The sequence below is a fragment of the Brevibacillus ginsengisoli genome (genome assembly GCF_050113715.1).
In the GTDB taxonomy this organism is placed as follows: Bacteria; Bacillota; Bacilli; order Brevibacillales; family Brevibacillaceae; genus Brevibacillus_H; species Brevibacillus_H ginsengisoli.
In genome coordinates this window covers 1-11756 of sequence record NZ_JBNJQR010000004.1, presented here as the reverse complement: position 1 = coordinate 11756, position 11756 = coordinate 1, and the positions used below count along the sequence as shown (strand labels likewise).

The window sequence follows — 11756 nt, the reverse complement described above, 5'->3', positions numbered from 1 at the left end:
GGAGGAAATCATATGACAAAGCCGTTGGTATTTGAAAAACCGCTGGGCATGCGGGATATCCTGCCTGAGTCGTTGGCCAAACAACGGCATCTGGAGTTGATTTTGCGGAATTGTATTGAAAAGTGGGGGTATGACGAGATTTCGACCCCATCCTTGGAATACTACGATACGGTTGGCGCTGCCAGTGCAACATTAACGGATCGGATGTTTAAGCTGTTGGACAAACAAGGACATACGGTGGTGCTACGACCGGATTTAACCACACCGATTGCTCGAGTTGTTTCGTCTTTATATAAAGAAGTGCCGTATCCAATTCGACTGTTTTATCAGGCTAATGTCTTTCGGGCACAGGAGAAGGAAGCGGGCCGAAATGCGGAGTTTCATCAAACAGGCATTGAACTGATCGGTGACGTCTCCGTTGATGCGGATGCGGAAGCGATTGCTCTAGCGATCTCTTGCTTGCAACAGGTAGGAGTCTCCTCTTTTAAAATCGCTGTGGGTCATGTCGATTTTGTAGACGGGTTGCTGGAAGAGATTATTCCTGATCAGGATGTGCATGCGCAATTTCGCCGCTTTTTGCACGATCGAGATTATGTAGGTTATCGGCAGCTGATTGATACCCTGCAATTAACAGAGCAAGATCGCTACCGGCTGCATGCTTTACTCCGATTGCGTGGAGGCAAGGCCAAAATTACAGAAGCTTATGAATTGACCGTAAATGGAAAGGCGCGCAAAGCGATTCAAACTATCGCGACACTTTGGGAAATTCTTGAGTCCTACGGAGTAACGGAGTGTGTCCTGCTTGATTTTAATCTAATCAGCAATCTGGATTATTACACGGGGGTCGTGTTTGAAGGGTATGCCGCGGACTTGGGCTCTCCTCTTGTGGGCGGGGGAAGGTATGACCGCCTGTTGGAGCAGTTTGGTCGTCCGGCGGCCGCAACCGGCTTTGCGATCAAAATGGATCGACTGATGCAAGTCACTTCAGCAAAGCCGGTGAAACAGCCTGCTCGTACCGCTATTTTTTATTCCGGTTCCAGACGAGAAGAAGCGATTGCAGAGGCAACTCGGCTGCGGGAATCGGGTAACCAGGTGATGATTCATCTCTTGGAGGATGTTTCCATGCTTGATCAATGGAGAGATCGTCCAGACTACAAAGTCATTTGGCTGGAAGAAGAGGGGAATTAGCATGCAACGGGATACGAATATGCAGAAGCTCACGATTGCGATGCCCAAGGGAAGGATTTTTGAAGAGGCGCTTGTTTTCCTTCAGCAGGCGGGTCTTACCGTTACTTCGGATCTCAAGGATTCACGCAAGCTGATCATTCCGGTAGAGGGTAGCCAGCTCGAATTTATTTTAGCCAAGCCGACAGATGTACCGACCTACGTCGAATATGGAGTGGCGGATGTAGGAGTAGTTGGGAAGGATGTTTTGCTGGAAGAAGAGCGGGATGTATACGAACTTCTTGATTTACAGATCGGATATTGTCGGATGGCTGTTGCGGGGATGCCGGACTGGAGCCCGCAGGAAGCGCCGCGTGTGGCGACCAAGTACCCTCGGATTGCTTCCCGTTACTTTAGAGAGCAGGGACAACAGGTAGAAGTCATCAAATTGAATGGTTCGGTAGAGTTAGCCCCTTTGATTGGATTGGCTGACCGAATTGTGGATATCGTCTCAACCGGACAAACACTCAGAGAGAATGGTCTGGTTGAACTGGAGCATATTTGCGAAATTACGACTCGCTTAATCGCGAATCGGGCAAGTTACCGAATGAAGAGTGAGGCGGTTGATGATGTTGCGAACAAGTTTTTGCAGGTGATCCCCAATCAGGCGAAAAGGTAACGGAAGGAGAGGTTCGAAACACATGATGAAAATCGTAGAGGCACGCAACTTTGATACCAGACGAAGCATTGAAGCGGGGACGACAGCCCAGCAGGAAGCGGTCAAATCCATTTTGCAAAAGGTCAAAGCTGAGGGCGATGCTGCCGTTCGATTCTATACAGAGAAGTTTGATCGGGTCTCATTGCCAGACTATCGCGTAAGTCAGGAAGAATTCGAAGAGGCATTGGCCAAGATTGATCCGGTTGTTCGAGAAGCGTTAGAGGAAGCGGCCGCCAACATTCGTGACTACCACGAGCGTCAAGTCCGTCAATCCTGGTTTACCACCAAAGAATCAGGTACACTGCTCGGGCAAATCATTCGACCGCTGAAACGTGTGGGACTTTATGTTCCGGGTGGCACAGCAGCATATCCTTCCTCGGTGTTGATGAATGCAATTCCTGCTCGGGTGGCAGGAGTGAAGCAAATTGCCATCGTCTCTCCTCCGGGTGAAGATGGGAAGCTGAATCTGGCTATTTTGGTTGCGGCGAGCATTGCTGGGGTGGATGAAGTGTACAAGGTAGGTGGAGCACAAGCAATCGCTGCCCTTACCTACGGAACCAATACAATTGAGCCTGTTGATAAAATTGTCGGGCCGGGCAACATCTATGTAGCGTTAGCCAAGCGAGAAGTGTATGGACTGGTGGATATCGACATGGTCGCAGGTCCGAGTGAGATTGTTGTCCTTGCCGATGATACGGCAAAGCCTCGTTATATCGCGGCAGACCTTTTATCGCAAGCGGAGCATGATGCGATGGCTTCAGCCGTATTAGTTACTCCTTCCCGGGAATTAGCCGAAGCAGTTTCCCAAGAGGTAGAGCGTCAATTGGCAGAGCTTCCTCGCCGAGAAATTGCGGAGGCGTCCATTCGGGATTATGGAGCAATTTGTATCGTGCGTGATCTGGAGGAAGGCTTTGAGGTAGTGAACCGCCTGGCGCCAGAGCATTTGGAGTTAATGATATCGAATCCGTTTGAACAGCTGGGAAAAGTGGAGAATGCCGGAGCGATTTTCCTGGGAGCCTTTAGCTCGGAGCCAGTAGGCGACTATTTTGCAGGTCCCAATCATGTGCTTCCAACGAATGGTACAGCTCGTTTTTCTTCACCGTTATCGGTCGATGATTTTATCAAGAAATCGAGTGTTATTTCCTATAGTAAGCAAGACCTCTTGGCGAATGGAGACCAAATCGTTCGTTTAGCTAATCAAGAGGGACTTCAAGCGCATGCGAAAGCTATTCAGGTGCGGCTTGATGATAAATAAAGAGGCGATAGGAGAGTGAAACCATCCATGGATCAGCAACAGCAATCTCGCATTTCACGGATTGAACGTAAAACAAACGAAACCAATATTCAATTGGAATTCACGGTAGATGGCGAGGGAATCAGCCAACTCGACACCGGTGTGCCTTTTCTCAGCCATATGCTTGATTTGTTCACCAAGCACGGACATTTTAACCTGAGTGTGCAAGCTCAAGGAGATATTGAGATCGATTACCACCATACAGTTGAAGATATTGCGATCTGTCTGGGGCATGCTCTTCGCGAAGCGCTGGGCGATAAAAAAGGCATCAAGCGTTACGGAAATGCCTTTGTTCCGATGGATGAATCACTTGCTCAGGTCGTCATCGATTTGAGTAACCGCCCTCACTTGGAGTATCGCGCCGCGTATCCTTCCAATCAGGTGGGGCAATTCCCGACCGAACTGGTTCACGAGTTTCTGTGGAAGCTTGCTCTGGAAGCGCGGATGAACCTCCACGTCATTTTGCACTATGGACAGAACACGCATCACATGATCGAAGCGATTTTCAAAGCGCTGGGCAGAGCGCTAGATGAAGCGACATCCATTGATCCGCGAGTAAAAGGAGTACCATCAACGAAGGGAATGTTGTAGATGATTGGGGTCATCGATTATGGCATGGGCAACCTGTACAGCCTGGGAAAAGCCCTGGAACGACTGGGATATTCCTATGAATTTGTTTCCGTGCCGGAACAATTGCAGACATACAAAGGGCTGATCCTGCCAGGTGTCGGAGCTTTCGGGGATGCTATGACGAACATTCGTGAACGTGGGCTGGATGAAGGCATTCGTACCTATGTAGCGAGTGGTCGACCGATCCTCGGCATCTGTTTAGGAATGCAGCTATTGTTTAGTCGAAGTGAAGAACATGGTAGTCACCAAGGACTGGATTTACTGCCTGGTGAAGTGATTCGCTTTCAGGGAGATTACAAAATCCCGCATATGGGCTGGAATCAATTGAAGCTTGCTGCGCCATCTCACGCACTCTTGGAAGGTGTTTCGACGGAAGATTATGTTTATTTTGTCCACTCCTTTCATGTACGTGTAAAGAATGCCACTGATTTATTAGCGACAACCGATTACTATGGCAACGTCACAGCAATCGTAGGACGAGACCAAATCTACGGCATGCAATTCCACCCGGAGAAAAGCGGGGATACGGGAATGCGCCTGCTGCAGAATTTCGCCAAACAATGTGAGGGGGGAATCCAATGAGCTTTACCATTTATCCGGCAATAGACATTCGTGGTGGTAAATGCGTGCGCCTTTTTCAGGGTGATTACGCTCAGGAGACCGTGTACGGCGATTCACCTGTTGATATAGCAAAAGAATGGGTACTGAAAGGGGCGACTTGGCTGCACCTTGTCGATCTGGATGGCGCCAAAGAAGGAAAGCCCGTGAATGGTGAGCTGATTCGGGCTATTGCTCGTGAAGTGAATGTTCCCGTACAGATCGGGGGCGGAATTCGTACAGAGGCGGATGTGGTCGCTTATTTGGACGGTGGTGTGCAACGCGTCATCCTTGGAACGGCGGCGATTGAAGACCGAGCGTTTACCGAGCGGATTCTTAGTCGATATGGAGAAAGAGTAGCGATCGGGCTGGATTGTCGCGGAGGCTATGTTGCGACTCGAGGATGGCTGACGACAACAGACGTGCAGGCGGTTGATCTGGCGAATGAATTAGTGGAATTAGGTGCCCAAACCTTCATCTATACAGATATCTCAAGAGATGGAACGTTGACTGGACCGAATGTAGACGAAATTGTTGGCTTGGCCCGAGCAACCGGCAAGCAGGTAATTGCCTCAGGTGGTGTCAGCGTCGGGGATGATTTGCTCGCGCTTGCTCGTTACGCTTCCGAGGGAATCGGCGGAGCGATCGTCGGGAAAGCGCTGTATACAGGTGCGGTTGATCTAGCAGCCAGCTTGAAGCAAGTCGAGGAGGTTCTATAAGATGCTCACCAAAAGAATTATCCCCTGCTTGGACGTCAAAGAAGGTCGGGTTGTAAAGGGTGTGCAATTTCTTGGCTTGCGCGACGCCGGCGATCCGGTAGAACTAGCGACCAAGTACAGCCAGGAGGGTGCGGATGAACTCGTTTTTCTCGATATCTCGGCCTCTCATGAAGGTCGACAAACGATGGTTGATGTCATAGAACGTACGGCGGCCAATATTACGATTCCGTTTACCGTTGGCGGCGGGATCAACAGTGTGGAGGATATGAAGCGAATCTTAAGAGCAGGCGCTGATAAAATCTCTCTGAACACTGCTGCAGTCCTTCGTCCAGAATTGATTCGTGAAGGAGCAACTGTGTTTGGCTCCCAGTGTATCGTAGTTGCTATTGATGCGAGAAGAGTTGCTGAGGGGCAATGGGAAGTGTATACCCACGGCGGACGAAACGCAACAGGACGGGACGTGATCGAATGGGCCCGTGAAGCGGAAGCGTTGGGAGCGGGAGAGTTGCTGCTTACCAGTATGGATGACGATGGAGAGAAAAAAGGCTTTGGAATCGAGCTTACTCGTCTTGTCTCGGAAGCGGTCAGAATTCCTGTTATCGCATCCGGCGGGGCGGGAGCTGCGGAGCATTTTGCCGAGGTTCTGACAGAAGGAAAAGCGGATGCCGCTTTGGCAGCTTCTATTTTTCATTATGATGAAACATCCATTCAGTCGGTTAAAAAGTTCTTAATTCAAGAGGGAGTGCTGGTTCGGCCATGAAAAACTTGATTCCGTGGGATGATCTCAAATTTTCAAAGAATGGTCTGATTCCGGCTATTGTGCAGGATTGGGCTAGTAAAGAAGTGCTGACTCTCGCTTATATGAACAAGGAATCGCTGGAGAAAACGATAGAGACAGAAGAAACCTGGTTCTGGAGTCGATCTCGCCAGGAACTGTGGCATAAAGGAGCAACCTCTGGCAATATACAGCGGGTCAAATCCATCCAATACGACTGTGATGGCGACGCTTTGGTTGTACAAGTCATTCCGGCGGGTCCTGCTTGCCATAACGGAACGTATTCTTGTTTTACGAAAGAATTTGGTCTAGAAACGGAATCTTCTGCCGTTGAGGATTCTTCTCACCAAGTGGATCCATCCAATCGATTTGCTATCTTAAGTGATCTCGAATCATTAATTGCCAAGCGAGAAGCGGAAATGCCAGAAGGCTCCTATACCACCTACTTGTTTGATAAAGGAATTGATAAGATTCTCAAAAAAGTAGGCGAAGAGGCCGCGGAAGTCATTATTGCCGCCAAGAATAGAAGTCATGAGGAGCTCCGCTATGAAGCGGCTGACCTGCTCTATCATTTGCTTGTTCTATTGCGGGAACAGAAGCTTCCATTCGACCATGTTTTAGCCGAGCTGCAAAAAAGAAGATAAATTAAATACAGAAGAACAAGCTGAATGATCGTGTGATTTCATGGAGCGGATAACCGCTCTTTTTTGTTGTCTACTATTTTCAACTGTGAGCCTCACAAAATTGTAAGAACTGATGTGCGAATCGCTGTTTTGGGGAATAGCATGAATCTTGCATAATAGAATGGTTAGGGCGGATTGCTTCTTTTTCCTCCAACGTTAGGGGTATTAAGAGTTTGCCAGATCAAGGAGGGGAACCATGCAGAAATTAGAAGTGACCATCAACAAAACAAATGGATTACATGTCCGATTAGCTGCAGCGCTCATCGCCAAGTTGCAATCGTTAATTCAGAATACCGAGATGTTGAAAAAGATTTACGTCGATTTTCATGACAAAAAAATTCCGATAACCAGCCTGCTCATCCTTGTCTCCTTGAAGATACAAAAAGGCGAGAAAATCACGCTAAGATTTGAGGAGGATGTGGAACCTGGTGTTCTAGCGGAAATCAAACAGTTTATTGAAAATGGTGATCCTAACGAAACTCCGCACCAATCCCAGACCGATTGGCTTTTGATGGAGAACTCAGTCGCTGTTGAGGCGGTCTTATCCAGCCTTCCGAATGGCATTGTGGTCGTCAATAAAGAGAACATCATTACGTACGCAAATGAAGAAGCGATGATGCTATTAGAACTTGCCGATGATCAATTGTTGAATAAACGGGCGGATTTGGTGATCCCTCATTCCAGGCTGCACCAAGTGCTGGAAAGCGGAGAAAGCGAAATTGCGCGACGACAAAAAATTGGAAGCCGCATGATTCTGACCAGTCGTTCTCCAATTATCTACGATCACAAAATAGTCGGAGCGGTGGCCTTGTTTCAGGACATTTCCCTTAATGAAGAGCTCAGCAGGGAATTAAAAGAAGTGAAGTCTCTGAAAGAGCAGCTTGATCTTGTTCTTCATTCCGTGGAAGATCTGATCGCCCAGTCTGACAAGAATGGCCGCATTCTCTATGTGAATCCCAAAATGGACCATTTGCTAAACCAGTTACCTAAAAAGAATTCGGTGTCATCACTGGTAGGCAGAGAGATTTGGGAGAAGGTCCGGAAGTCGGGCCAAATGGTAAGCGAATTGATCCGTTTCGAGAAAGGATATCCGTATATCGCCAAGTTGAATCCGATCATCATCGAAGGAGAGTTCTGCGGAACCGTTTTAGCGATGAGCCCCTTGAACGAGGTAAAGTCGCTGTTGCAGCAGTTAGAAATTGCCGAAGAACGCACGAGATATTTGGAGCGGGAGTTGTCCAAGCATGAGGTTCTCAATGAAGCTTTTTCTCCGATTATCGGGAATAGCGAAGCGTTGATGGACAGCTTATTGATGGCGAATAAGGTAGCCAACACCGGTTCAACTGTTTTAATTACGGGAGAAAGCGGGACGGGAAAAGAGCTTGTAGCCAAAGCGATCCATGAAGCCAGTGGCAGGAAAGGCAGACCGTTTATCAGGGTCAATTGTGCCGCAATCCCAGCCAGCTTGATGGAAAGTGAGTTGTTTGGCCATGAGAAGGGAGCGTTTACCGGCGCTAATCAGCTGCGCAGGGGAAAATTTGAGCTGGCCCATACAGGAACGGTTTTTTTAGATGAGATTGGGGACCTAAGTTTCGATTTGCAAGCCAAAATATTGCGTGTCCTGCAGGAGAAGGAACTGGAGAGGATTGGCGGCAGTGATACCATCAGGCTCGATGTCCGAGTCGTAGCGGCAACTCATCAGGATCTGAAAAAAATGGTCGAGGACGGGCGTTTTCGAGAAGATTTGTTCTATCGGCTCAATGTCATTCCGGTGCATCTTCCTCCTCTTCGCAAGCGTAAGGCGGATATTCCCGTTCTGTTTGATTATTTTCGGGTCCAGTTCAACCAACGCATGGGAAAAAATATCAAGCACTTTGAAAACGGATTCATGGATGTGTTAATGGAATATCGCTGGCCCGGAAATATTCGAGAGTTCCAAAATATGATGGAACGAGTGATCAACCTTAGCGAAGGGGAGACTCTGTTCCTTCACGACTTACCTGAATATATCAGGAATTCATCGGTTTCTGGCGGTTCAACGGGAATCGAGTCCAAGCAGCTTTTGCGAGAAGGAGAAGTTCTGTCGATGGAGGAGTATGAAAAAGAGGTCATCAAACACGCGATTCAATATTACCCCAGCTTTAATATGGTAGGAAAAGCGTTAGGATTAACCCATAAGACGGTCGCCAGCAAAGTGAGGAAATACGGCCTTGAATCCTTCGTTGGTAAAAAGTATCAAGGTAATTGATATTTTTTACCCAACTGACATGCGTTACGAGCCGAAAAGCTGATAAATAGGCGGAATTGAAATTGGCATGGAACTTGCTCCTACATAATCATGTAAGCGAATACATTTGGTTGAGGAGGCTTTCCCAATGAAAAAATTAATCAATCGTCCTGATATGGTTGTGCGAGACATGCTTGACGGCATGGTACAAGCCCATCCCAAATTGCTCAAAAACGTGCCTGACACCACTGTGCTGGTTCGTGCCGATGCACCTGTGAAGGGGAAAGTGGCTTTGGTTAGTGGAGGCGGAAGCGGTCATGAACCTGCTCATGCCGGTTTCGTTGGAAAAGGAATGCTGGATGGAGCAGTTGCTGGCGAAGTATTTACTTCTCCAACTCCTGATCAGATTCTGGAGGGAATTAAAGCGGTCGACAGCGGTGAAGGGGTCCTCCTGATCATCAAAAACTACTCCGGTGACATCATGAACTTTGAGATGGCTGCTGAGTTGGCAGAAATGGAAGAAATCAAGGTAGCGAAAGTCGTTGTAAACGATGATGTGGCAGTAGAAAACAGCACCTATACAACCGGAAGACGAGGAATCGCCGGAACTGTATTCGTTCATAAGATTGCCGGGGCGCTTGCCGAAAAGGGAGCGTCGCTGGAAGAGGTCAAACAGACTGCAGAAAAAGTAATTGATAATGTGCGAAGCATGGGAATGTCCCTCAGCTCTTGCACCATTCCAGCCGTCGGGAAGCCGGGGTTTGAAATCGGGGAAAACCGGATGGAAATTGGTATGGGAATTCACGGGGAGCCTGGTATTCGCCAAACCGATATCGCAACGGCCGATGAAGTGGCAGAAATATTGGTAAATAACATATTGGAAGATATGAAGCTGGCATCGGGGGATCGAGTTGCCGTAATGATTAACGGTCTTGGCTCTACTCCACTGATGGAGCTGTACATTTTGAACAAGAAGGTTTCTGAAATGTTGCGGGATCTGGATATTTCTGTCCATGAGACCTTTGTAGGCGAATACATGACATCGCTGGAGATGGCAGGATGTTCCGTTTCTCTGTTGAAATTGGACGATCAATTGATTGAATTGCTGGATGCTCCTGCTGAAACATTGGGCTGGAAAAGAGGATAAGGAGGAGTTTCGGGTGACCATTCGGTTGGAAGATGTAGTGGAGTGGATTCGTCGTGCAAATGATTTGATTCAAGAGAATAAAGAATACTTGACGCAATTGGATCAGGCAATTGGCGATGGTGATCATGGAGTCAATATGTCTCGGGGATTTGCGGAAGTGCTGAAAAAAATGTCAGCGACAAGCTATCAGGATATCGGAGCGGTATTCCAGGATGTCGGAATGACCTTGCTTTCCAAAGTGGGGGGAGCTTCTGGACCGCTCTTCGGCACAGCTTTCATTAAAGCGGCCGGGTCGCTGAAAGGGAAGCAGGAAATGACGATTGAGGATTTTTCACAAGCGCTGCAGGAGGCTGTAGGCGGTATCAAGTTAAGAGGAAAAGCGCAAATCGGCGAAAAAACCATGCTTGATGTATGGGAGCCGGTCGTATCCTATATCGCAGAGCAAGGAAACGAAACCCTCTGGGATCACGTAAAGGAATTGTCTCACGAGCAAATGGAAAAAACGAAATCGCTGGAAGCCAAAAAGGGGCGTGCTTCCTTTCTCGGCAGTCGTTCAATCGGGCATCTGGATCCTGGGTCCGTGTCTTCCTACTATTTATTCGCAACGTTATGCATGACACTTGAGAAAGGAGAGGTAAAACCATGAGCTGCGTAGGTCTGGTACTCGTCTCACACAGCAAGGAGCTTACCCAAGGACTGCAAGAAATCCTCAAGCAGGTTCAACCACACGTTCCGGTTGCTATCGCCGGGGGCACGGAAGAAGGTGAGATCGGCACGAGTTCGGAGAAAATCAAAAATGCGATCGAATCTGTCTATTCGGATCATGGAGTTGTTATCTTCTTCGATCTAGGCAGTGCCTTGATTAATACTGAAATCGCCATTGAATGGCTGGAGGGCAAAAATAAGGTTGCCATTGCAGATGCTCCACTAGTGGAAGGAGCTTATGCGGCAATCGTGGAATCAGGCTGTGGAAGCTCATTGGAAGAAGTCCTTCAAGCAGCGCAAGAGGCTAAGACCATTCAGAAAATCTTATAGAGGAGTCCCCCATGAGAATCGAAAAGGAATTGATTGTCAAACGTCCAGACGGAATCCATGCCCGTCCAGCGAGTGAAATTGTCAAGCGGATGAAAGGGTTTGAGAGTTCGGTAGAAGTGAAATATAACAGCAGAATTATTAATGCGAAGAGCATTATCCAATTGATGAGTCTTGCCGTAAAACAGGGGGAGGCACTAACAGTAGTGATAGACGGTGCTGATGCCGAGGAAGCCTTGTCCAGTTTGGAGGAAATCCTTTGCGAGAACGCAGAGTAATGGTTTAAGCTTTATTTTCTTCATTGAATAGTAATTGAAGCAAGATAAGAATTAGGTTAAGTAACGAATAAGTGATAAAAGTCTGGTTTTGTTACTTGCAAAAGGGTTCTCATTTAGGTGAGAGCCCTTATTTATGAATCAATTAATTTATTTTTAGTTTTCTATTGACTCTCGAGAGATTAATGTGATAGATTATTAAAGTCGCCGCTGAGACAAGCGGTTGAAACAAAAAAAGTTAAGTGATTAATAAACAACTTATCGTAAAAAAACGCTTGACTTTGATAGAATGAACGTGCTAAGATAGACAGCGTTCGACAAAATGCTCTTTGAAAACTGAACAATAAACGTTTAGTGAAACAAACACTAGCCAAGCAAAATGTTTTGAAGTTTAGTATCAACTCAACTTTATTGGAGAGTTTGATCCTGGCTCAGGACGAACGCTGGCGGCGTGCCTAATACATGCAAGTCGAGCGAGGGTCTTCGGACCCTAGC

13 protein-coding genes and 1 rRNA gene are annotated in these 11756 nt (G+C 47.6%); all 14 read left to right on the top strand.

Features of this window, described 5'->3' with window-relative positions:
* Window positions 1-12 precede the first annotated feature (12 nt).
* Entirely contained in the window at window positions 13-1188 is a 1176-nt protein-coding gene (locus ACQCN2_RS09575; RefSeq protein ID WP_426928683.1) for an ATP phosphoribosyltransferase regulatory subunit, read from the top strand.
* 1 nt (window position 1189) lies between these two features.
* Window positions 1190-1843, top strand: a complete 654-nt coding sequence (hisG, locus tag ACQCN2_RS09570) for an ATP phosphoribosyltransferase (RefSeq protein WP_426928682.1) — start codon at window positions 1190-1192, stop codon at window positions 1841-1843.
* A gap of 25 nt (window positions 1844-1868) precedes the next feature.
* Window positions 1869-3137: a histidinol dehydrogenase gene (gene hisD, locus ACQCN2_RS09565; RefSeq protein WP_426929040.1), complete on the top strand. Its 1269-nt coding sequence runs from the start codon at window positions 1869-1871 to the stop codon at window positions 3135-3137.
* Window positions 3138-3164: 27 nt separating this feature from the next.
* Complete coding sequence (gene hisB / locus ACQCN2_RS09560; protein ID WP_426928681.1) at window positions 3165-3767, top strand: imidazoleglycerol-phosphate dehydratase HisB; 603 nt, start codon at window positions 3165-3167, stop codon at window positions 3765-3767.
* Complete coding sequence (gene hisH, locus ACQCN2_RS09555) at window positions 3768-4388, top strand: imidazole glycerol phosphate synthase subunit HisH (protein WP_426928680.1); 621 nt, start codon at window positions 3768-3770, stop codon at window positions 4386-4388.
* The gene (gene hisA, locus ACQCN2_RS09550) at window positions 4385-5122 is read left to right on the top strand and encodes a 1-(5-phosphoribosyl)-5-[(5-phosphoribosylamino)methylideneamino]imidazole-4-carboxamide isomerase (RefSeq protein ID WP_426928679.1); all 738 of its coding nucleotides are present in this window, start codon (window positions 4385-4387) and stop codon (window positions 5120-5122) included. Before hisH ends, hisA begins: the two co-directional genes overlap by 4 nt.
* A 1-nt stretch (window position 5123) precedes the next feature.
* Window positions 5124-5882 carry an imidazole glycerol phosphate synthase subunit HisF gene (hisF, locus tag ACQCN2_RS09545; RefSeq protein ID WP_426928678.1) on the top strand — a complete coding sequence of 253 codons (759 nt, stop codon included), beginning with the start codon at window positions 5124-5126 and terminating at the stop codon, window positions 5880-5882.
* Window positions 5879-6541 carry a bifunctional phosphoribosyl-AMP cyclohydrolase/phosphoribosyl-ATP diphosphatase HisIE gene (gene hisIE / locus ACQCN2_RS09540; RefSeq protein ID WP_426928677.1) on the top strand — a complete coding sequence of 221 codons (663 nt, stop codon included), beginning with the start codon at window positions 5879-5881 and terminating at the stop codon, window positions 6539-6541. The genes hisF and hisIE overlap by 4 nt, the downstream gene beginning before the upstream one ends.
* A gap of 235 nt (window positions 6542-6776) precedes the next feature.
* Complete coding sequence (locus tag ACQCN2_RS09535) at window positions 6777-8828, top strand: sigma 54-interacting transcriptional regulator (RefSeq protein WP_426928676.1); 2052 nt, start codon at window positions 6777-6779, stop codon at window positions 8826-8828.
* Window positions 8829-8955: 127 nt separating this feature from the next.
* Window positions 8956-9954 (top strand): dihydroxyacetone kinase subunit DhaK, encoded by a 999-nt coding sequence (gene dhaK, locus ACQCN2_RS09530; RefSeq protein ID WP_426928675.1) that lies wholly within the window; start codon window positions 8956-8958, stop codon window positions 9952-9954.
* Window positions 9955-9967: 13 nt separating this feature from the next.
* Window positions 9968-10600: a dihydroxyacetone kinase subunit DhaL gene (gene dhaL / locus ACQCN2_RS09525; protein ID WP_426928674.1), complete on the top strand. Its 633-nt coding sequence runs from the start codon at window positions 9968-9970 to the stop codon at window positions 10598-10600.
* Window positions 10597-10989 (top strand): dihydroxyacetone kinase phosphoryl donor subunit DhaM, encoded by a 393-nt coding sequence (gene dhaM / locus ACQCN2_RS09520; protein ID WP_426928673.1) that lies wholly within the window; start codon window positions 10597-10599, stop codon window positions 10987-10989. The genes dhaL and dhaM overlap by 4 nt, the downstream gene beginning before the upstream one ends.
* Before the next feature lie 11 nt (window positions 10990-11000).
* On the top strand, window positions 11001-11264 hold the full coding sequence (locus tag ACQCN2_RS09515; protein WP_426928672.1) for an HPr family phosphocarrier protein: 264 nt from the start codon (window positions 11001-11003) through the stop codon (window positions 11262-11264).
* Between the two features lie 405 nt (window positions 11265-11669).
* Window positions 11670-11756: ribosomal RNA gene (locus tag ACQCN2_RS09510) — 16S ribosomal RNA — on the top strand; the annotation flags it as partial.

Coding starts and splice junctions, on each gene's coding strand:
- hisA (WP_426928679.1), top strand. CDS start 4,385: ATGAGCTTTACCATTTATCCGGCAATAGACATTCGTGGTGGTAAATGC.
- ACQCN2_RS09535 (WP_426928676.1), top strand. CDS start 6,777: ATGCAGAAATTAGAAGTGACCATCAACAAAACAAATGGATTACATGTC.
- dhaK (WP_426928675.1), top strand. CDS start 8,956: ATGAAAAAATTAATCAATCGTCCTGATATGGTTGTGCGAGACATGCTT.
- hisIE (WP_426928677.1), top strand. CDS start 5,879: ATGAAAAACTTGATTCCGTGGGATGATCTCAAATTTTCAAAGAATGGT.
- hisB (WP_426928681.1), top strand. CDS start 3,165: ATGGATCAGCAACAGCAATCTCGCATTTCACGGATTGAACGTAAAACA.
- hisF (WP_426928678.1), top strand. CDS start 5,124: ATGCTCACCAAAAGAATTATCCCCTGCTTGGACGTCAAAGAAGGTCGG.
- hisH (WP_426928680.1), top strand. CDS start 3,768: ATGATTGGGGTCATCGATTATGGCATGGGCAACCTGTACAGCCTGGGA.
- hisG (WP_426928682.1), top strand. CDS start 1,190: ATGCAACGGGATACGAATATGCAGAAGCTCACGATTGCGATGCCCAAG.
- hisD (WP_426929040.1), top strand. CDS start 1,869: ATGAAAATCGTAGAGGCACGCAACTTTGATACCAGACGAAGCATTGAA.
- dhaM (WP_426928673.1), top strand. CDS start 10,597: ATGAGCTGCGTAGGTCTGGTACTCGTCTCACACAGCAAGGAGCTTACC.
- ACQCN2_RS09515 (WP_426928672.1), top strand. CDS start 11,001: ATGAGAATCGAAAAGGAATTGATTGTCAAACGTCCAGACGGAATCCAT.
- ACQCN2_RS09575 (WP_426928683.1), top strand. CDS start 13: ATGACAAAGCCGTTGGTATTTGAAAAACCGCTGGGCATGCGGGATATC.